We start from the raw sequence: 20992 nt of genomic DNA, 5'->3' as shown, positions 1-20992 counted from the left end.
GGCACTACACCGCGAGCAGTTCGCCGGCACCGGCATCGAGCAGGCCGCGCGCCACGCGCTGGCCCAGGCCTTCCGGATCACTTGCCGGCCCGCGCGCTTCCGCGCGCACCAGGCGACCATCGGCGACACCGCCGACCAGCCCCTGCAGGAACAGATCCTCGCCTTCCCACTGCGCGAACCCGGCCACCGGCACATGGCAACTGCCGTGCAGCGCGCGGTTCATGGCGCGCTCAGCCTCCACGCAGGCACGCGTATCGGCATCGTCCAGTGCAGCGAACAGCGCCATCACCTGCGCATCCTCGCCATTGCATTCGACCGTCACCGCGCCCTGCGCCGGCGCCGGCAGCCAGGCCGGCGCGGCCAGCCGCGCCACGATGCGGTTACCCAGGCCCAGCCGCTCCAGCCCTGCCACCGCCAGCACGATCGCGTCGTAGCCGCCGTTGTCGAGCTTGGCCAGGCGCGTGTTGACGTTGCCGCGCAGGTCCGACAGCTCCAGATCAGGACGCAGCGCGCGCAGCTGGGCCTGCCGGCGCAGCGATGACGTGCCCACGCGCGCGCCGATCGGCAGTGCCTCCAGCGAGGCGTACAGATTGGAGATGAACCCGTCGGCCGCGTCGTGGCGGGTCAGCATCGCCGGCAGCGCGAACGGCGCATCCAGTTCCATCGGCACATCCTTGAGCGAGTGCACCGCGCAGTCCGCCTCGCCACGCAGCATCGCCAGCTCCAGTTCCTTGAGGAACAGGCCCTTGCCGCCGATCGCGGCCAGCGAGCGGTCCAGCACCTCGTCGCCGCGCGTGCTCATCGGCACCAGCACCACCTCCAGCCCGGGATGGGCCTGGCGCAGGCGGTCGGCGACGTATTCGCTCTGCCAGAGGGCAAGCGGGCTCTTTCGGGTGGCGATGCGCAGGGTCTTCATGGCGCCATTATCGACGCACAGGGGCGTATCGACCAATGGCGTGCGACCGCCGGGTTACAGGTGCTTGAGGTCCTGCTTCAGGCTGGCCACGCAGCGGCGGCTGACTTCCAGCGGCGCGTGCCCGTGCCGCAGCACGGCCTGGACCTGGCCTGCGCCATTTCGTCGCAGCTCGACCAGCTCGTGGCGGGCGACCAGGCAATTGCGGTGGATGCGCACGAAGCGGTTGCCGAATTCCTCTTCCAGCGACTTCAGCGATTCTTCCAGCAGGTCTTCGCCGCGGGCGTGGTGCACCACCACGTACTTCTCCTCGGCCTGCAGGTAGTGGATGTCCTCGACCGGAATCAGCCGCAGGCTGCCGCGCAGGCGCGCGCACAGCAGCGTGCGGGCCTGCTGGCTGGCGGCCGCCGCCGGTCCGCTGCGGCCGGCGAGGAAAGTCCGCGCACGCTCCAGTGCCGCGGCCAGGCGCTCGGGGCGTACCGGCTTCATCAGGTAGTCGATGGCGGCGGCCTCGAACGCGGAGAGCGCATGCGCGTCGTAGGCGGTGCAGAACACCACCGCCGGGCGCGGCTCGAAGGTCGCCAGGTGACGCGCGGCCTCCAGCCCATCCAGGCCGGGCATGGCGATATCAAGCAGCACCAGGTCCGGTTGCAGTTCGGCACAGGCATGCAGCGCCTGTTCGCCGTTCTCGGCCTCGGCCACGACCTCGATCCCGGCCTGGTCGGCGAGCAGGGAGCGCAGGCGCTCGCGGGCCAGCGGTTCGTCGTCGGCGATCACCACCTTCAAGACAGTTTCCTCACTGGACCGGGACCGTGATTTCGCAAGCATAGTAGCCGTCGGCCCACGCCCCCGTCATCCGCGCGGCCGGGCCGAAGCGCCAGGCCAGGCGATGGGCGATGTTGCGCTGTGCGTGGCCCGCACCCTGCAGCAGCGGCAGCCCGCGCGTGGCCGGGTCCGGCGCCGGGTTGCGCACGCGGATGCGCAGGCTGGTGCCGTCGCTCGACAACGCCAGCACGATGGTGCCGCCGGCCGGTACCCGCGAGATGCCGTGCAGCACCGCATTCTCGACCAGCGGCTGCAGCACCAGCCGCGGCATCGGCAACGACCACGGCAACGGTTCGTCGCGCAGCCAGATTACCTTCAGGCGTTCGCCCAGGCGCAGCGATTCGATCGAGAGGTAGCGTTCGGCCAGTTCGCACTCGGCCTGCAGGGTGGAATCGCCCTCGCCCGCGCCCAGCGCCGCGCGGAACAGATCGGACAGGTCGAGCACCGCGCGCTCGGCCACGTCCGGATCGCGACGCAGCAGGCTGGCGATCAGGTTCATGCTGTTGAACAGAAAGTGCGGGCGGATGCGCGCCTGCAGTGCATCGGCCTGCGCCTGTGCGTTGGCCAGCATCTGCGCGCTGCCGCGATCGCTGACGTAGAAATAGCGCAGCGCCAGCGCGGAAATCAGCGCGGTCATCGCCGCGCTGCCGAGCGTGAACCGCCAGAAGCCGACGGTCTGGGCGAAGCTGCTGCCACCGAGCACACCGTACAGCGCGTGCACGATCGCCGCACAGCCAGCGGCGATCAGGCCGGTCATCAGCACCACCAGCACCATGCCCGGCACTTCGGGCAGGCGCGAGAGCATCGCACGCACGCTGCACAGGCAGACCGTGACCGCCAGCGCCAGCCACAGCGCGAAACCGCTGGCCGAGAGGAAATCCGTCGGGGTCCAATGGCGGCTGCCATCCGGTGCGAGCGCGATCACCACCACGACCAGCTCGGCCAGCCCGAGCATCGCCGCCAAGCGCGGCAGGCGGCACAGCTCGGGCAACCAGGACTGCTGGCGCGGGTCGCTCATGGGATCAGGCGGCGAAGCGCGCCTCGAGCCATTCGCCCAGCGCGTGCAGCTCCTCGGCGCAGACCTGGTGGGCCATCGTATAGGTGTGCCACTCCACCGGCAGGCCGAGCGCGCCCAGGGTCTGCGCGGTGTGCTCGGCGATCGCCACCGGAATCACCGGATCCTGGGTGCCGTGCGCCATGAACACCGGCACGCTGATCGCATCGGCCACGCGCGCGGTGGCCGCCTTGGCCGGATCCGGCAGGTAGGTCGACAGCGCGATCAGCCCGGCCAGCGGGCGCGTGCGACGCAGCAGCGCGCTGAGGATCACCGCCCCGCCCTGCGAGAAACCGGCCAGCAGGATGCGCTCGGCCGGGATGCCGCGCGCGATCTCGCGCTCGATCAGCAGTTCCAGCGCGACGATCGAGGCCTCCACGCCGGCGCTGTCCGCGCGCGAGCGGAAGTCCATGCTGACGATGTCGTACCAGGCACGCATCGGCACGCCGTTGTTGATCGTGATCGGCTGCACCGGCGCATGCGGGAACACGAAGCGGATCGCCGGCCAGTGCGGGCGCACCAGTTCGGGCACGATCGGGGCGAAGTCATGGCCATCGGCACCCAGGCCATGCAGCCACAGCACCGACCACTGCGGGTCGGCGCCGGTTTCGTTTTCCACGGTATCCAGCATCAGGCGGCTCCAGTACGTTCAAGCCGCATTATGACCGCGCCCCGAGCCAATGGGGCGTCGGTCGCGGCGACATACCGCTCAGCCGTGCGGATGCGCCTCGGCGGCCGCGCGGCGCAGCTCGGCCGCGCGCACCAGGACCTTCGGCGGGGCCGATTCTTCGGGGATTTCCATCAGGCCCAGCCGGTGCATCCAGACACCCGCGGTGCGCGAGGAGGTGAAGCCCACCACCGGAATCGCCAGCACCATGCCGATCACCACCGGCGCCATCCACGCGGCCAGCGAGGGCGAGACCGCGTAGGCCAGCGCGCCCATGAACAGACCGAACACGCTCAGCCCGCCATAGCCGCGTGCCAGCGCCAGCCAGGACACGCCGCCATCGTCACGCTGCTGCGCGTCCCAGCCCGAGTCCTTGCCGGCCAGCACTTCGGCCACGCCGCGCGACTGCACATACATCACCACCGGCGCCATCAACGCAGCGAGGATGGTCTCCAGCAGCATCGAGATGAAGGCGCGGATCGTGCCGCCACAGCCGCGACGTTCGACCGGCTCCAGCAGCATCGCCAGATAGCCCAGCACCTTGGGCGAGAGCAGCACCACCATGGTGATCGCGAACATGCGGATCACCTGGGTCTCGTCCTGGTGGCGCCAGTACACGCCGGGCGAGAGATGCAGCACTTCGTTGAGGTCGATGCCGCCCTGGAACAGCGGGATCGCGATGCCGATCAGCATCAGCATCGCCCACATCGGCGCGGTGAAGTAATGGCCGATGCCGACCAGCATGTGCATGCGGCTGACCCAGTGCAGGCCCTTGGAGCCCACCACCTTGGCGTGCTGCAGGTTGCCCTGGCACCAGCGGCGGTCGCGCACCAGCAGATCGGTCAGGGTCGGCGGACCTTCCTCATAGCTGCCTTTGAGGTACGGCACCATGTGGGTGGCCCAGCCGCCACGGCGCATCAGCGCCGCCTCGACGAAATCGTGGCTGAGCACATGCCCACCAAACGGTTCCTTGCCCGGCAGCAACGGCAGGCCGGCCTGTTCGGCGAAGGCCTGGGTGCGGATGATCGCGTTGTGGCCCCAGTAGTTGCTCTCCGCGCCATGCCACCAGGCCACGCCGCGGCCGATCACCGGGCCGTACACGCGCCCGCCGAACTGCTGCATGCGGGCGAAGAGCGTACGGCCGCCGACCACGGCCGGCAGGGTCTGGATCAGGCCGACGTCCGGGTTGTGCTCCATGCCGGCCACCAGGCGCACGATGGTGTCGCCGGTCATCAGGCTGTCGGCGTCCAGGATCAGCATCTGCGGGTAGGCGCCGCCGAACCGGCGGACCCAATCGGCGATGTTGCCGGCCTTGCGGCCGCTGTTGTCGCCGCGGCGACGGTAGAAAATGCGGTCATGGCCGCCGACCGCATCGCACAGCGCGTGGAAGGCTTCTTCCTCGGCCTGCCCGACGTCATCGCGGCGGGTATCGCTGAGTACGTAGAAATCGAAGTTCGCCAGCTGCCCGGTCTCGGCGACCGACTCATAGATGGCCTGCAGACCGGCCAGCAGGCGCCGCGGATCTTCGTTGTAGGTGGGCATCAGCAGCGCGGTGCGCGTGTGCACGGTCGGCAGCGGCGCGTCCGGATCGATGCCCAGCTTGTAACCGCGGTCGAACACCGCGGTCAGGAAGCCGGCCACGGCGCCGGCGAAGGACAGTGCGATCCACGCGAACAGGCCGACGAACAGCACCAGCAGGCAGGCCTCGAGCACGCTGATGCCATTGACGGCCAGCACCTTCCACATCATCCGGCTGGCAGCGATGGTCATCGCCGCGGTGCCGCCCAGGATATAGAAGCGGCGCAGCCCGATCATCCGCGGCGAGGTGCGCTGGCGCGGGACCTGCAGCTGCCCGTCGCGCAGCGACTGCTCGGGCATCGGCAACGGCGACTCGGCCGGCAACGTCGCCCGGCCGGCATCCAGCGGGGCGTTCAGGGTCTGGGTACTCATGCGCGGTGTCCCTGTGCAGGGCGTGCCAGGCCGGGGGTGCCAAGTGTGGAAAGGGGCGTCCTGCGCCCGGCGTGCGCGATGGCACGCATTCGTCCTGTCGGCGCGGGCCGGAGACCGGCACGCAGTTGTTGTCTGTGACTACCGGAACCCACGAACTCTCCAAACCGACTTGAGACGAAAAATGCGGCTCAGTCTATGGCGCGAATTGTAAGGTGCGCGCGAAGGGACGCGCGCCGATTTCTCCGCATTCAGCTTTTAGATCGAGACAACTGGAAGTCCCTGTGCCGCAATGGGGCCGCAGGCCCTGTGCCATGGGCATCTCCCCATTCAGCTTGCCACCCGGGAGGGGGGCGCGAAACCGCCACGCCAGCGCTTCGAAGGGGCTCCGCCGGAACAGGGAGAGCGCCACTGCTGCGCAGTTTTCGACCGGCGAAGCGTTCCAGCGACGGGGCTTCGTTGACGATGGCGACAGGCGCCGGGTCAGCTCAGGCGACGGTGGCGGCAACGGCCAGGTCAGTGTCGACCGGCGGGCGCGCGAGCGCGCGCGCACTCACCTGCGAGAACTGCAGTTGGGCGAGCAGGTGCTGCGCCTGGGTGGCGACCGGACACGGGGTGATCTGCGGTCCTGCTTCACGGCGCTCGGGGGACATCACATCAATGGACATTGGCCTGGCATCTCGTTGACTTCTCATGACCCGCGGGGCTTCCGGCCGCGCGGATTGCGCACCCTAGCGGAAAACCGGGACGAATGTGTGACGGTGCCCGCAGTCCTTGCCGAGGGTCTTGGGACGCGTCGAAATATTGGCGCTTATCAATAGCTTGTAGGTATCATGTAACCGTTTTCAACACATGATTCGGATATGGATTCCAACACTGCATCGCCCTACAGCCCCAAGTGGCAGTTCCGCTTCAACTTCTTCGAACAGCACGGCGCCCCCAACTCGCCGACGTTCAAGGCCGCGTACAAGACGCTGCCGTTCGGCCAGAAGATCAAGGTCAACTTCAACCTCTACGCCCTGTTCTTCAGCTGGATCTACCTGCTGATCCTGGGCATGTGGCGCAAGGCGCTGACCATCCTGGGCATCACCGTGGTGCTGATGGTCGTTCTCGCCTTCCTGCCGGACGTCGTCGGCCGCGCGGTCGGCGTGGCCTGGTCGATACTGATCGCGCTGACCACCAACTATTCGTACTACCTGGAAAAAGTGAAGGGCGACACCAGCTGGAACCCCTTCGCCGGCATGCGCTGGTAAGCAACGCGCAGACGCAAAAAAGAAGCCCGGTCACTGACCGGGCTTTTTCGTGGGACGGCGGCGCTGAGGCCGCGTGTGTTGCCTCAGCGCGATGCGGCACGCCGGTCCGGATCAGAAGGTCTGCCAGTCGTCCCCGGCCACGGCCACTGCCGGCATCCGCGCGGTGCTGCGCGCCGGTGCGGTGCGGCGTGCCGGTGCGCTGGCCGGGCCCGCACCGGACTGCAGGCGGAAGATCGCCACGGCAGTGCCCAGCTGTTGCGCCTGTTCTTCCATCGCGCGCGCCGCAGCCGTGGCTTCCTCGACCAGTGCCGCATTCTGCTGCGTGGTCTCGTCCATCTGGGTGATGGTCTGGTTGACCTGCTCGATGCCGGCGGACTGTTCCTTCGAGGCCGCCGAGATCTCGGCCATGATGTCGTTGACCCGGCGCACGCCGGTGACGATCTCTTCCATGGTGCGGCCGGCGGTGTGCACCAGCGCCGAGCCCGCGCTGACCTGGGTGACCGAGTCGTCGATCAGGGTCTTGATCTCCTTGGCCGCTCCCGCCGAGCGCTGCGCCAGCGCGCGCACTTCCGTGGCCACCACCGCGAAGCCGCGGCCCTGCTCGCCGGCGCGCGCCGCTTCGACGGCGGCATTCAACGCCAGGATGTTGGTCTGGAACGCAATGCCGTCGATCACCGAGATGATCTCGGCGATGCGCTTGGACGAGGCCTCGATGCCGGCCATCGTGGTCACGACCTGGCCGACCACCACACCGCCCTGCGAAGCGACGTCGGCCGCGCCGGCAGCGAGCTGGTTCGCCTGCACCGCGTGGTCCGCATTCTGGCGCACGGTGGAGGTGAGCTCCTCCATCGACGCGGCGGTCTCTTCCAGGCTGGCTGCCTGCTGTTCGGTACGGCGCGACAGATCGCTGTTGCCCGCGGCGATCTCACCGGCGGCCAGATTGATGCTGCCGGTGGCCTGCTGGATGCGGCCGACGATGTCGGTCAGCTGCGCCACGGTGGTGTTGGCATCGTCCCGCATCCGCGCGAACACGCCATGGAAATCGCCCTGCATGCGCGCGGTGAGGTCGCCCGCCGCGATCGCGCGCAGCAGCGCGGAGATCTGCTGCAGATTGTCATCGCTGACCTGCATCATCGTGTTGAGGTTCTCGACCATCGCGCGGAAGTCGTGGTCGAAACGCACCACGTCGCCACGCTGGCTGAAATCGCCCACCGCCGCCGCGCCGGCCAGTTCCCCGATCTGGGTGTTGATCGCACGCAGGTTGGCCTTGGTGGTATCCATCGCGGCGGTGAAGGCCGCCTGTTCGCCGGGCAGGCGATCCATGTCCGGGCTCAGGTCACCGACCGCATAGCGCTGCATCACCTCGACCAGGCGGCGGGTCACCGCGATGTTGGCCCCGACCAGCTGGTTGGTGTCTTCCACCATCTTGCCGTACTCGCCCGGGAAGGCCTGCGCGTCCATGCGGTAGCTCAGCTCGCCCGCCTCGTGGCGCTGGGCCATCTCGCCCTGTGCGGCCATCACCGCGCGCAGCTGGCCGCGCATGCGCTGCATCGATTCCAGCAGGCGACCCACCTCATCGTTGCGCGCCGGCGGCAACGGCGTATCCAGACGGCCCTCGGCCACGTCGGCCGAGAGACGGACGGCGTCAGCCAGCGGGCGGATCGCCTGCCGGCGCAGCAACACGTACACGCTGCCACTGAGCACCAGGGCGGCGCCCAGGCCAACGGCCAGGATGATCCACAGCAGCGCGCGCGCCTGCGCGGTAATCAGCGCGTGCGGCACGATCACGCCGAGTGCGAAGTGCTCTTCGCTGCCGCCGATGCGCAGCGGCACATAGGTCTTCACGTTGCCCGCGGCATCCGGCTCGAAGGCGTCGAAGGTCTTGTCGGCCTTCACTGCTGCCAGCACCTGGGTGGTCAGCGCATCCTCGCGACGCTTGCCGATCTCGTTCGGATCCTTCGCGGCCAGCACGATGCCGCCGGGCGAGATCAGTTCAACGTGGCCTTCGCCCATCGGGCGCAATGCGGCCAGGTGCTTCTGCAGGGCGGCCAGCGCGAAGTCCACCGTCACCACGCCGAGGAACGTGCCGTCGTCGACCACCGGGGTGGACAGCGTGGTCATCAGTACCTTCTGCCCGGCGATCTCGTAGGTGTAGGGTTCGGCCACCGTCTGCCGCTTGAGCGCCTTCGGCTTGAGGTACCAGTCGCCATCGCCGGGCACGTCGTACCCCTTCAGCGCATCCTGCATCGGGGCCCCCTCGTGCCAGGCCCAGTAGCTCATGAACCGGCCGGTGTCGTCGTGCGCCTCGGCACCGACGAACTCGGCGTCCTTGCCATCGAAAGCCTCCGGCTCCCACAACGTGCCGAAGCCCACCCATTCCGGGTGCACCTGCACCTGCTGGCGGATGACCGCGGCCACCGTCGCCCGGGAGAGCGTGCCCGTGGCGCGCTGGACCAGCAGGTTCTGCGCGAGCGCCTGGCTGGTGGCGAAGGCGCTGGACAGGTCACCGCTCACCCGCAGCGCTTCGGCCTGGGCCTCGCTCTGCATGGTGTGGCGTGAAGCGTCGACCAGCGAGGCACTGGCTTCGCGGTAGCTGATGGCGGCGGTGACACCGAAGCAGAGCATGGCGATCAACGCGGTACCCAGCATCAGTCGGTTGGCGATGCTGCCGGGGCGCTTGGACGCGGTGGGGCGGGACACGGGCATGGGGGCGGTTCCGGAAAAAGGGCATACCGGCGGACGCAGTCACGCGCCGCCACGGAAACACGCAGTCCATTGCGGGCCGGCACGCGCGCGGTGTCATCACGGCGCGGCCAGCAGGGTTCGATGCAACGTCGGATCGGCACAGGCAGCCCGCCGCCACTCCCGGCTGCGCTGGTCCTGTGCTGGGGGGCACCGCGTCGTACGCCACGGTGCCACCGCCCTGCCCTGTGGAGATGCCGCCTGCCCGCACCGTGACGGCGCCGGCCCAGAGAAGGGACTCAGCTGGATAACGGCGCAATGCGCGCGATGTTTAGCGCGGCTTCCTGACCGTGTTCAGTGAACGCCCGCGCCGCGCTCGCCACGCCCCAGCCGCTCCACCAGCGTCTGGCTGGCCGCATTGAGTCCGATCACCTCCACGTGGGCCCCGCGCGCGCGCAGCTTGCCGGTCACCCGCTCCAGCGCACCGACCGCACTGAGATCCCAGAAGTGCGCATGGGTCAGATCGATCTCCACGCGCTCGGGCACGTGCAGCAGATCGAAGGCCGCGGCGAACTGCCCGGCCGAGGCGAAGAACACCTGGCCACTCACCGTGTAGACACGCGTGCCCTCGGCGGTCACGGCATCCTGGATGTCCAGCATCCGGCCCACCTTGCGGGCGAAGAACAGGGCCGACAGCAGCACCCCGGTGAGCACGCCCTTGGCCAGGTCATGCGTGGCGACGGTGACGATCACCGTACCCAGCATCACCACCGAGGAGCTTTTCGGGTGCAGCCGGAACTCGGCGAACGAGCGCCAGTGGAAGGTGCCGATGCTGACCATGACCATCACCGCGACCAGCGCGGCCATCGGGATCTGCCGGACCCAGTCCGCGCCGTACACCACCAGCAGCAGCAACAGCACGCCGGCCACCAGGCACGACAGCCGCCCGCGACCGCCGGAAGACACGTTGATCACCGACTGCCCGATCATCGCGCAGCCGCCCATGCCACCGAACAGCCCGGCGGTGATGTTGGCCAGGCCCTGCCCGGCGCACTCGCGGTTGCGCTGGCTGGGCGTGTCGGTCATGTCTTCCACGATCTGCGCGGTCATCATCGACTCCAGCAGCCCCACCACCGCCAGCGTCGCCGAGACCGGCAGCAGGATGCGCAGGGTATCCCAGGTGAGCGGCACGTCCGGCAGCAGGAAGGTGGGCAGGCTGTCGGGCAGCGCGCCCATGTCACCGACGGTGCGGATGTCCAGCCCGAGCCAGATAGAGAGCGCGGTCAGCACCACGATCGCGACCAGCGGCGAGGGCACCGCCCGGGTCAGCAGCGGCAGCAGGTAGATGATCGCCAGGCCCGCCGCGCACACGGCATACACCGTCCAGGGCATCCCGATCAATTCGGGCAACTGCGCCAGGAAGATCAGGATCGCCAACGCGTTGACAAAGCCGGTGATCACCGAGCGCGAGACGAAGCGCATCAGGGCGCCGAGTTTCAGCGCGCCCGCGACGATCTGCAGCAGCCCGGCCAGGATCGTGGCGGCCAGCAGGTACTGCAGGCCGTGATCGCGGACCAGGTCGACCATCACCAGCGCCATCGCGCCGGTGGCCGCGGAAATCATGCCCGGCCGTCCACCGGCGATGGCGGTGACCACCGCGATGCAGAACGACGCGTACAGGCCGACCTTGGGGTCGACCCCGGCGATGATGGAAAAGGCGATCGCCTCGGGAATCAGCGCGAGGGCCACGACGGCGCCGGACAGCAGATCACCGCGGATATTGCCGAGCCATTGCTGGCGCAGCGGATAGGAAACAGACATGGACAGACTCCACGCACCTGCGATGCGCACGGCGCGTTGTGTGATGAGGACAAGGCACTCCCTGAGCCAGCGCAATGGCCGGCGCGTCGTCAACGCGGTATCAGGGTGGCGTCATCACAAGGGTCCTGCCGGGGCAGCGGAAGCGGCACGCAGGATAGCGTAGTCACCGGACGGCCTCAAACCGGCCCGGGTGCTTGACCCTTCACGTGGCGTGCGCCCACGATGCGTGCCTGTCCTCTTTCCAGGTGGCTTCATGTACGGTTTGATCGGCAAGATGTTGACCGCGCCCGGCCAGCGCGATGCGGTCATCGCGATCCTGCTGGAGGCAACCAGCGCAATGCCGGGCTGCCGCAGCTACGTGGTGGCGCGCGATCCCACCGCGGCGGATGCAATCTGGGTGACCGAGGTGTGGGACAGCCAGGAACTGCACCGCGCCTCGCTGGCACTGCCGTCCGTCCAGGCGGCCATCGCCAAAGCGCGGCCGATGATCACGGGGTTCGGCGAGCGGTTCGAGACCGAGCCTGTGGGTGGCCTGGGCACCGAAGCGGTGCCGCGCTGATCACCGCGTGGGGTTGCCTGCCCAGCGCGACGGTGCCTGCCCGGTCACCCGCCGGAACGCTGCGGCGAACTTGCCGGGGTTCGCATAGCCCATCGCCAGGGCGACCTCGGTGACGCTGCGGCCGGCCAGCAGCATCGGCTTGGCCGCCTCCATCCGGCGCCACGTGAGATACGCGTAAGGCGTCATGCCGGTCGCGATCCGGAAGCCGCGGCTGAATCCGCTGGCCTCCTGCCCGACTTCCTGCGCCATGCGGGCAACGCCCAGATCGTCGCCGAGATGGGCATCGATCAGTTCCTGCACGCGCTTGAGGTGCGTCGGTGACAGCCCGCGTCGCATAGCGGGCGCCGCAACCGGCAGCCCCGCCAACCGCTTCAGCACCAGATCGACACCGTGCTCGAAGAACGCGGCAGAACCGGCATGTGCCTCGGCACAGTGCCACAACGCCCCCATCACCGAGGCGATCACCGGGTCGTCATGCAGCGCCGATGCCGCGCGATGCAGTTGCTCCAAGCGCACGCCGCGACCCTGCAGATGCCGCGCGTCGATCGCCAGCCCCAGCAGCGCCAGCGCTGGGCTGCGGAATTCGCCCGGGCAGTCCGGCAACACCACATTGAACGCGCCTGCCCGCCAGGGCTGCGCGATACGCCCAAGCGCCGTGCGCTGATACAGCGCACCGCCGCCCGCGGTGAGCAGCCCGATGCGCAGCGCGCTGCCCTCGCCCAGCGTGCCCTGCGCCGCGGCGAACGTGTGGCGGAGCATCAGCACCGAGCCGTCGGCATTGCCGACGCAGGCATCCAGCGGACCGCCGCTTTCGGCCGCCACGCGTGCAGCCACGGCAGTCGCTGGTGAGGCAGAGGCGCAGGTCATCGGATGTCCCGTTCTGGAGCGGCCGCTCCGGAAATGGAGCAGCGACACCTGATTGTTACACAATAACATTCACGATTCCTCCCCATCACCGTGGTGCGCGCCACCACCCCAGAGGCTCCTCGTGAAACACGCTGTACTTGCCGGCGCCGTGCTCGCCGCGCTTCATCTGCTGCCCAGCGCGCCCGCGCGCGCGCAGTCCACGCCACCGGCCAAGGCCACCGAGCTGGACGGCATCGTGGTCACCGGCAGCAAACGCGATACCCCGTACCTCAAGAGCGACATGTCGGTCACCGTGCTCGACCGCGAAGCGCTCAAGGAAGCGCACGTCACCGAGTTCCGCGACCTGGACAAGCTGGCGCCGAACGTGAAGTTCAACGTGATGGGCCAGCTCAGTGACATGTTCATCTCCATCCGCGGGATCGAGTCGAACCCGTTCCTGGTCAATCGCGCGTCGGTCTACATCGACGGTATCCCGTTCCGCGAACTGAGCAACGCCGTGTTGAACCATGTCGAGTCGGTGGAGATCCTGCGCGGCCCGCAGGGGACGCTGTACGGGGCCAACAGCGAATCCGGCCTGGTGCTGGTGCGCACGCGTGCACCGTCGGCAACCACCGAGGGCGAGGTGAATGTCGGGCTGACCTCCTTCGGCAACGGCCATGGCAGCAGCGTGGATGGCTTCCTCGGCGGCGCACTGGGCAACAGCGACCGGCTTTTCGGCTCGGTGGCCTTCATGGCCTCGGACGAAGACAGCCACCTCAAGAACCTCACGCCGTTCAATGGGGTCAAAGGCAAGGTCAAGGAGACCTACCTGCAGGGCAAGCTGCGCTGGGAGCCGACCGATACGCTGGCCATCAACGCGATCGCCTACCACCTGGGCACGCGTGCGCCCGGGATGTTCGAGTATGAGTACCTGCCGTTGGATGTGGGGCTGTACAACCGCACCTATGGCGATCTCTACAACGGCGGCCGCCGTGCGGGTGACTTCACCTACATCAACGATGCACCCAAGCGCACCACCAGGAATGAAACCGTCGCCGGTACCAGCGCGCAGTGGCAGCTCTCCGGCGGCACCCTGGATGCCGCGCTGTCCTACCGGCAGGAGGAAGACACCTCCGCCGGCTACGACTTCGACATGACCGCCACACCCGCGCTGGCCGGCCGCATCTACGACAAGCAGCACAGCTGGAACGGCGAGCTGCGCTTCAGCTCCCCCAGCGATCAGGCGCTGACCTACATCGCCGGTGTCTCCACCTACCGGCATCACAAGGACTCCATCCTGGGCACGCTGGTCGGCCCGCCGTTGCGCGGCCTGGGCAGCTATGACCTCGCCCCGCTGCAGGGCTCGGATGGCCAGGACTACAGCGTGTTCGGCACGGCCAGCTACACGCCCCCCTCGCTGCCGAAACTGACCGCCAGCCTTGGCCTGCGCCATGAGCAGGCCAAGCGTTCCACCCGCCAGCGCGAAGGCACACTCGATCTGGGCCCGGGCGGCCTGGTGTTCTATCGCGACGCCGAACTCGCGCACACCTTCACCGCCACCCTGCCCCGTGTCTCCCTGCGCTATGACGCCAGCGACACGCTCTCGTTCTACGCCGCATCGGCCAAGGGCTATATCCCCGGCGGCTTCAACCTGGCCGCCGCCCAGAGCGACGTGGTCAACGACAAGGTGCTGCGCTACGAATCGGAAATGATGTGGAGCCACGAGCTCGGCTTCAAGATGAACGTGCTCAATGGACGCGGGCATGTCGGTGGCGCGGTGTTCCACATCACCTCCGACAACTGGCAGGAAATCCAGTTGGCCACCGATGCCAACGGACGGCCCATCTCTTCGGACTACGTCGGCTCGGATGCCTCGATCCGCTCGCGTGGCGTCGAACTGGAGGGTGCGCTGGAGGTCCTGCCCGGCCTGACGCTGATGGCAAATGCGGGTTACGTCGACGCCGAGTACCGCAAGCTGTTCGTCGGCGCCAATGAAAGCTTGGTCGGCAACGACGTCAAACTCACTCCGCAGTACACGGCGTATCTTGCCGCACGCTACCAGCACCGCTCTGGGCTGTTCGCGCGCGTGGAGTCCTCGTTCAACGGGCGGATGGCGCTGGACGAACGCAATCGCGCCTACCAACCTGCAGTGACGATCATCGGCGCGCAGGTCGGCTATGAGACCGGGCCGTGGAGCACGCGCGTGTACGTCGACAACCTGACCAACAAGCGGCGCATCAACGGGTTGATCTTCGACAATCTGGCGTTCGGCCGTGACGGTAACTACTACGGCCCCATCGACCGGCCGCGGATCGTCGGTGCGGAAGTCGGCTATCGGTTCTGAGGCAGCGTGGAGGGTGCGGAGAGCGGTGCCCTCCTACTCCTTGAGAACGTCCTGTGCATCCACGATATCCACGCCCGAGACCTGCCCCAGCCAGCCATCGAACCAGGGCTTGTGCGACGCGCCGACGATGGAGAGGACGCGGGAGCCCGGGTGGTCACGCACGACCTCGAGAATGTTGGCGACCATGCGCAGATTGCGGATTCCCCAGCCCTGCACCCAGATCTGCGGATAGTGCTGCACGGATACGGCCGCCAGCGTCGGGCGGACGTTGGACTCGGCGAGCACCTGCAGCGCCTCGGGATCGGTGTCGTGCTCGCTCAGGTGGACGCTGCCCAACACGAGGACCTCGGTGCGTGGACCGACCATATCCTTGTCCAGGTTCGCCAGGTCGATCTGCGCCTGGGCGCAGACCGGCATCAGGGCCATCAGGCAGGCCGACAACACGCGTTGCTTCATGCATCACCACCAGAAAAGTCCGTGGCAACCTTTCTAACAGGCAGATGCTGGGCTGGCCACGTGCCGGATGGCACGGGGGTCCAACCGGCTGATCACGACACCCGATGCTGTCCAGACGGTGGCAGAATTGCGCGCCCGGTGTGTGCTGCGGGGATACCTCAAGGAAGCCAGGCATGTCGGACGAAAACAGCAAAAGCGCGTGGATCAGGTGGGTGATGCTGCTCGTCTTCCTGGCCATGCTGTTCGGCATCCCCCACAACTCACCGTGGTTCGGGCTGGTGTTCGTGTACTTGCTGGCCGGCCTGCTGTTCGTGGTGGGCAACATGGTGTGGATTGCCCTGCGCAGCGAAAGGGCGGCGGAGGCATTGCGCCGCACGCCACCCACGCGCGCCCTGCACACCCGCGAGGTGAACGCGCTGGTGTGGTTTGGCCAACCCGAACGGATCAGCTGGCGCATGCCACGCGGGAACGTGATCGACCTGGTCAGGGCGGCTCAGGCCGCGGGCACCCGCCCGGTAGTGCGCACGGTACGTGGGCCGTATCGCGTGATGGTGCGCGCCCAGTATCACGATCGGCACGACTTCATCGGCGAGGTGGAGGTGCTCATGCTGCCGGGCGCTGACCGCCATATACGCGACAACAACGAAGCCGAGGTACTGCTGTGCGGGAAGTTCGCGGTGGTACTGGCGTTGAATGACGCATGGCGGATCGACCAGGCGCCGTCACTGCTGAGGTAAGCCATGCGCCCGTTGTAGTCCGGGTGCACCTGCCTGACCGGGGTGCTTGGCAACACTACGGCGATCCCGCACAGTTCCCCCATGCCCCCCGATCCGACTGCACCATGACACGCCTGCTCATCATCGAGGACAACCCCGAGTTGGTGGCCAACCTGTACGCATTCCTGGAGCCGCTGGGCTACGTGCTCGACGACGCACGCGATGGCGCTGCGGGCCTGCGCCTGGCAACCGGAAATGACTACGACGCGATCCTGCTGGATCTGATGCTGCCGCGGCTGGACGGCATGACGCTCTGCCACAAGCTCCGCCAGGAATTCCAGAATCCCGTCCCGGTGATCATGCTGACCGCGCGCGATCCGGTGGACGACCGCGTGCAGGGCTTTGCACTGGGCGCGGACGACTATCTGGTCAAGCCCTTCTCATTGGTAGAACTCGATGCCCGCATCCAGGCGCTGGTGCGCCGTGCCCAGGGCCGCAGCGTCCAAGGCACGCTGACCTGGCAGGACCTGCGGGTGGACACCCGTGCACCGCAGGCGTGGCGGCAGGGGCAGACCATTACGCTGACGCCCAGCACCCACAAGCTGTTGCTGTGCCTGATGCGGGCCGCGCCCGGCGTGGTCAGGAAGCAGGAAATGGAATACCTGCTATGGGGCGACCATCCGCCGGAAAGCGGTGCGTTGCGGACGCATATCCACGAGCTTCGGCAGCATGCGGACAAGAGCTTCACGTATCCGCTCATCGAGACGGTGCACGGCATCGGATGGCGCCTGAGTGCGCCAACGACGTCTGTCCCGGAATGACGACCCGAGGAGGTCAGTTGCCGTCATGAACGCGATCTACCGCCAGATGACGCTCAGAACACGTATCACCGTGTCGTTCGTGCTGCTGATGGTGGCCGTCATGGGCTTCGTGGTCGCCGCCGAGCAGTTGGATTATGACGAGCTCCGGGCCTACGTCATTTCGAGAAGCCTGCACGACGAGATGGACCGCCTGCAGGCCGATCTTGCCGATGGCGCGCCACCGACGCTGTCTGCGGGTAGTGAGCTCTTTGACGCGCGAAACGTGCCCGATGCCCTGCGCCCGTATACACCGGGCTATTACAGCGCCGACCCGCCCGACGTCTGGCATCTGCTGGTGTTCGACCTCGGCGGGCAACGCTATTACCTCCGCCAGGATGCCGCGCGATACCAGTATCTGGAGCACGTGATCGATGGCTATGCGCTCGTGGTCATGCTGTTGTGCATTCTCTGCGCGTTCTGGATCGGACGATTGACGGCAGCGCGCGTCATCGCCCCCATTACCCGGCTGGCCGATGCGGTGCAGCGCGGGCAGACGCCGTTCCCCTTCCAGGACGCGCGCGATGAGATCGGGGTGCTGGCGCGCGCCTTCGCACAGCACAGCGACGAGGCGGAGCAGTACCTGCAGCGTGAACGATGCTTCGTGGGGGATGCCAGTCATGAACTGCGCACGCCCCTGGCCATCATTTCCGGCGCGGCCGAGACCATCGTTCACCAGCTGCCCGAGGACAGCCACCTGCGAGCGAGCGGCGAACGGATCGTCCGCACCACGCAGGAAATGCAGCGCCAGCTGTCCTGCCTGTTGCTGCTCTCGCGTGACCCACAGCGCCTTGCCAAGGAAGACGTCCCGCTGCGCCCGTTGATCGAGGAATGCATGTCGCGCTGCCAGCCCTGGCTGGCGGGCAAGCCGGTCGTCCTGCTGCTGGATGCGCCGCAGGACCCCAGCATCCACACCAACGCCGAGCTGGCGCGCAGCGTGGTCTGGAACCTGCTGCGCAATGCCTGCCAGTACACCGACAAGGGCGAAATCCGCATCACCGTGCGGGACGCCACGCTGTCCATTATCGACACCGGTCCAGGCCTGCCACCCAGCATGGATCCCCAGCAGTTCCAGCGCTTCGCGCCGAGCCTGCGCGAGAGCGGGGAAGGGCTTGGCCTGTCGATCGTGCAACGGATCGTGGACCACCTGGGCTGGCGCATGGCCGTGGAGAGTTCGGAGAACGGTTGCCGCTTTACACTGGACATGTCCGGCACGCATGACCAGCAACCCTAGGCGCGCCCTGGCTTCGGCAACCAGGCCTTTTCGCGCCCGCTCCTGACAGCTTCCTGACGCCGCCCCTCCGATCCTGTGCACCCATCAATCCACGCAGGAGATGCAGATGCACTGGTCAGACCCGGAGGGAGCCGACAAGTATCGCCACGGCAGGACCGGATTCAACCGGATTGTCCACACGGTGATCCACTCGCGGGACGGCTTCATCGCGACCGTGCGGGGCGAAGCCGCTTTTCGACAGCTGCTGGTCCTGCATGGCGTTCTGATGGGAGGCACGTTTGTGCTCGACGTCAGCCCGGTGGAGCGGGCGCTGATGTTGGCCGTCAGCTTCATCAGCCTGATCGTGGAACTGCTCAACTCCGCCATCGAAGCCGTTGTTGATCGCATCTCGCTCGAGCTTCACCCGCTGTCAAAGAATGCGAAGGACATGGGCAGCACCGCTCAAGCCACGGCGCTGTTGATGGTGGGCGCCGTATGGGCGGTCATCCTGCTCGGATAGAGCGCGGGGAAGCACCAGGCAGTGCACCTGACAACTTCCTGATAAACACATTCTGATACTGCGCGCACTTTTCATTCATTGGAAGAATGCGCGTGTTTCAGCGTCTTGTGTTCGTGCGACTCAACCCGGTGCAGCTGACATGGATGGTCGCACTGTTCTTCACCACCGTCGGCAACGTTGCCCTGTGGCAGGCGCTGTGGAGGCACGCCGAGTTCGACAGCGTGCGCGGCGTGCTGTTCTTCCTGAGCCTGCCGGTCTTCTTCTTCTGCCTGTTCAACCTGCTGCTCATGCCGGTGCTTGCGCTGCCCTACCTGCGCAAGCCATTGCTGGCGCTGCTGGTGATCATCAGCGCCGCCAGCACCTACTTCATGCTGCACTACAACGTCCTGATCGACCGCAGCATGGTGCAGAACGTCTTCGAGACCAACCAGGCCGAGCTGGGGTCTTATTTCTCCGTTCCCCTGCTGCTCACCATCGTAACGCTGGGCGTGCTGCCAGCCGCCGCGATGATGTCGCTGCGCATCCGCAGCGGGTGCGTGCTGCAGACCGCCTCCTGGATGCTGATCAACCTGCTCGCGACCCTGGCGATCCTGGCCGTGATATCCATGGTGTTCTACAAGGACTATGCCTCCCTGCTGCGCAACAACCGCGAGCTCAGGGACCAGGTTCTGCCGGTCAACTTCGTGCGCCATGCCAACGGCTATCTCAAGCGGAAGTACATCGCAGTATCACGACCGCTGCAGCCCGTCGCCGAGGATGCCACCCGCCCGCCGTCGATCCAGGGCAGGCGTCCCAGGCTGGTGATTGCCGTGGTGGGCGAAACCGCGCGTGCGCAGAACTTCCAGCTCAACGGCTACCCGCGCGCCACCAATCCCGTGCTCTCACAGCGGAGCGACATCATCGCCTTCAAGAATGTCTCGTCGTGCGGCACTGCCACCGCCATTTCGCTGCCCTGCATGTTCTCCAGAATGACACGCACCCAGTACGATGACGTACGTGCGGCGACGGAAGAGAATCTCCTGGATATCCTGAAGCGCACCGGTGTGAACATCCTCTGGCGCAACAACAACAATGGCGGCTGCAAAGGCGTGTGCGCGCGCGTGCCCACCGACGACATGCCGGCCTTCAAGGTGGCCGGGCAGTGTGTCAACAAGGACGGCACCTGCTACGACGAAGTGCTGCTGCATCAGCTGGACGCGCGCATCGACGCCATGCAGGGGGACGGCCTGATCGTGCTCCACCAGCTGGGCAGCCACGGCCCAACCTACTTCGAGCGTTACCCTGCTGACGGCAACGTCTTCACGCCGACCTGCGACAGCAACCAGATCCAGAAGTGCACCAACGCCGCGCTGACCAATACGTACGACAACACGCTGGTCTACACCGACCGGATGCTGGGCAAAACCATTGACCTGCTGCAGGGCTATTCGGAGCATCGGGACGTGGCGATGATCTACGTCTCCGATCATGGCGAGTCGCTCGGCGAGCGCGGCATGTACCTGCACGGCACGCCCTATCTCATTGCGCCTCAGGAGCAGACCCGCGTCCCGCTGGTGATGTGGTTCTCGCCCGCGTTTGCGCACCATGCAAACCTGAATCTGTCCTGCCTGCGCAACCGTGCCGAGGGCGCGGCGTACAGTCACGACAACGTTTACCACTCCCTGCTGGGGCTGTTCGATATCCGCAGCCAGGTCTACCAGCGTGATCTGGACCTGTTTGCCGCGTGCCGCGCTTGAATCCACGGACCCGCGACCTCATTGACTGCTGGCGCCCGCGGTTGGGCGCTCTCAGGAGAAATGCATGCCGCACCATGAAAAAGTCGCCCTCGCCGGCGTCATCGAGCACGTGTTCGCTCATCGCTTTACCCTGATCTGCAACGATCAGGCCTACCTGGCGGACCTGGGCCCGAAGGGCGCAGAGGCGTTCCCGCTCAGCCCGGGGCTGGCCGTCAGGCTGGAGGGTGAGCAGCGACCGTCGGAGATCAAGGTCGCACGTATCGCCAGAAAGGGCGGCGCGTTCGTAGATGTGGAACACAAGAAGCCGCATCACGGCCCCAAACACCACCATCCCGATGCGCCGGCCGATCCGCGGGTCGTGCTGGCAGCGGTGAAGAACGCCGGCTGGACAGTCGTCGGCCAGCCCAAACCCAAGCCCAGGCATTTTGAACTGCTGGCCCAGCGCGGGGCGGGCGAATGGACCGAACTCCACGTGGATTTCGCCGGGGTCATCTACAAGGAAAAGCGCGCCGACGCGGACAAGTGGCGGCTGCCAGGTTGATGACGCGGTAGCACGCACGTACACGAGCCCTGGGTCAGCCAG

General features: G+C 67.1%; 19 protein-coding genes. 9 read left to right on the top strand and 10 right to left on the bottom strand.

Annotated elements, in window-relative coordinates:
* Positions 1 to 4: 4 nt before the first annotated feature.
* The 6 genes from hemC to HDC96_RS10700 form a co-directional block, all read right to left on the bottom strand.
* The gene (gene hemC / locus HDC96_RS10725; protein WP_179459974.1) at positions 5 to 916 is read right to left on the bottom strand and encodes a hydroxymethylbilane synthase; all 912 of its coding nucleotides are present in this window, start codon (positions 914 to 916) and stop codon (positions 5 to 7) included.
* A gap of 54 nt (positions 917 to 970) precedes the next feature.
* Positions 971 to 1699, bottom strand: a complete 729-nt coding sequence (locus HDC96_RS10720) for a LytTR family DNA-binding domain-containing protein (RefSeq protein WP_179459973.1) — start codon at positions 1697 to 1699, stop codon at positions 971 to 973.
* 10 nt (positions 1700 to 1709) lie between these two features.
* On the bottom strand, positions 1710 to 2756 hold the full coding sequence (locus tag HDC96_RS10715; RefSeq protein ID WP_179459972.1) for a histidine kinase: 1047 nt from the start codon (positions 2754 to 2756) through the stop codon (positions 1710 to 1712).
* Between the two features lie 4 nt (positions 2757 to 2760).
* Complete coding sequence (locus HDC96_RS10710) at positions 2761 to 3426, bottom strand: carboxylesterase (RefSeq protein ID WP_179460394.1); 666 nt, start codon at positions 3424 to 3426, stop codon at positions 2761 to 2763.
* A 75-nt stretch (positions 3427 to 3501) separates the two neighbouring features.
* Positions 3502 to 5409, bottom strand: a complete 1908-nt coding sequence (gene mdoH, locus HDC96_RS10705; protein WP_179459971.1) for a glucans biosynthesis glucosyltransferase MdoH — start codon at positions 5407 to 5409, stop codon at positions 3502 to 3504.
* 485 nt (positions 5410 to 5894) lie between these two features.
* Entirely contained in the window at positions 5895 to 6074 is a 180-nt protein-coding gene (locus HDC96_RS10700; RefSeq protein ID WP_179459970.1) for a hypothetical protein, read from the bottom strand.
* A gap of 195 nt (positions 6075 to 6269) precedes the next feature.
* On the opposite strand from HDC96_RS10700, the gene HDC96_RS10695 reads away from it, so the two are divergent.
* Complete coding sequence (locus tag HDC96_RS10695) at positions 6270 to 6659, top strand: DUF2628 domain-containing protein (protein ID WP_179459969.1); 390 nt, start codon at positions 6270 to 6272, stop codon at positions 6657 to 6659.
* Between the two features lie 111 nt (positions 6660 to 6770).
* On the opposite strand, the gene HDC96_RS10690 is transcribed toward HDC96_RS10695, so the two are convergent.
* A complete protein-coding gene (locus HDC96_RS10690) occupies positions 6771 to 9365 on the bottom strand; it encodes a methyl-accepting chemotaxis protein (RefSeq protein WP_179459968.1) in 2595 nt (864 codons plus the stop codon).
* A gap of 330 nt (positions 9366 to 9695) precedes the next feature.
* Positions 9696 to 11162, bottom strand: a complete 1467-nt coding sequence (locus HDC96_RS10685) for a SulP family inorganic anion transporter (RefSeq protein WP_218842146.1) — start codon at positions 11160 to 11162, stop codon at positions 9696 to 9698.
* 253 nt (positions 11163 to 11415) lie between these two features.
* On the opposite strand from HDC96_RS10685, the gene HDC96_RS10680 reads away from it, so the two are divergent.
* The gene (locus tag HDC96_RS10680; protein ID WP_179459967.1) at positions 11416 to 11721 is read left to right on the top strand and encodes a putative quinol monooxygenase; all 306 of its coding nucleotides are present in this window, start codon (positions 11416 to 11418) and stop codon (positions 11719 to 11721) included.
* On the opposite strand, the gene HDC96_RS10675 is transcribed toward HDC96_RS10680, so the two are convergent.
* Positions 11722 to 12588: an AraC family transcriptional regulator gene (locus tag HDC96_RS10675; protein WP_179459966.1), complete on the bottom strand. Its 867-nt coding sequence runs from the start codon at positions 12586 to 12588 to the stop codon at positions 11722 to 11724.
* Between the two features lie 121 nt (positions 12589 to 12709).
* Between HDC96_RS10675 and HDC96_RS10670 the strand changes: the two genes are divergently transcribed.
* Positions 12710 to 14911 carry a TonB-dependent receptor gene (locus HDC96_RS10670; protein WP_179459965.1) on the top strand — a complete coding sequence of 734 codons (2202 nt, stop codon included), beginning with the start codon at positions 12710 to 12712 and terminating at the stop codon, positions 14909 to 14911.
* Between the two features lie 33 nt (positions 14912 to 14944).
* On the opposite strand, the gene HDC96_RS10665 is transcribed toward HDC96_RS10670, so the two are convergent.
* The gene (locus tag HDC96_RS10665) at positions 14945 to 15367 is read right to left on the bottom strand and encodes a DUF5694 domain-containing protein (protein ID WP_179459964.1); all 423 of its coding nucleotides are present in this window, start codon (positions 15365 to 15367) and stop codon (positions 14945 to 14947) included.
* A 173-nt stretch (positions 15368 to 15540) separates the two neighbouring features.
* Between HDC96_RS10665 and HDC96_RS10660 the strand changes: the two genes are divergently transcribed.
* The 6 genes from HDC96_RS10660 (at position 15541) to HDC96_RS10635 (ending at position 20950) form a co-directional block, all read left to right on the top strand.
* Complete coding sequence (locus tag HDC96_RS10660; protein WP_179459963.1) at positions 15541 to 16104, top strand: hypothetical protein; 564 nt, start codon at positions 15541 to 15543, stop codon at positions 16102 to 16104.
* A 104-nt stretch (positions 16105 to 16208) separates the two neighbouring features.
* Complete coding sequence (locus HDC96_RS10655) at positions 16209 to 16904, top strand: response regulator transcription factor (protein WP_179460392.1); 696 nt, start codon at positions 16209 to 16211, stop codon at positions 16902 to 16904.
* Positions 16905 to 16929: 25 nt separating this feature from the next.
* Positions 16930 to 18174 (top strand): sensor histidine kinase, encoded by a 1245-nt coding sequence (locus HDC96_RS10650; RefSeq protein ID WP_179459962.1) that lies wholly within the window; start codon positions 16930 to 16932, stop codon positions 18172 to 18174.
* A gap of 106 nt (positions 18175 to 18280) precedes the next feature.
* The gene (locus HDC96_RS10645) at positions 18281 to 18673 is read left to right on the top strand and encodes a diacylglycerol kinase (RefSeq protein WP_179459961.1); all 393 of its coding nucleotides are present in this window, start codon (positions 18281 to 18283) and stop codon (positions 18671 to 18673) included.
* An 86-nt stretch (positions 18674 to 18759) separates the two neighbouring features.
* Positions 18760 to 20409 (top strand): phosphoethanolamine--lipid A transferase, encoded by a 1650-nt coding sequence (locus tag HDC96_RS10640; protein ID WP_218842145.1) that lies wholly within the window; start codon positions 18760 to 18762, stop codon positions 20407 to 20409.
* 64 nt (positions 20410 to 20473) lie between these two features.
* Positions 20474 to 20950, top strand: coding sequence for a hypothetical protein (locus tag HDC96_RS10635; RefSeq protein ID WP_179459959.1), 477 nt, complete (start codon positions 20474 to 20476; stop codon positions 20948 to 20950).
* The last annotated feature ends 42 nt before the right edge of the window (positions 20951 to 20992 follow it).

Source organism: Stenotrophomonas sp. JAI102, from assembly GCF_013409105.1.
GTDB classification, from domain to species: Bacteria; Pseudomonadota; Gammaproteobacteria; order Xanthomonadales; family Xanthomonadaceae; genus Stenotrophomonas; species Stenotrophomonas maltophilia_AA.
The sequence above is the reverse complement of the archived record's forward strand: the minus strand, read 5'-3'. Positions and strand labels throughout refer to the sequence as shown.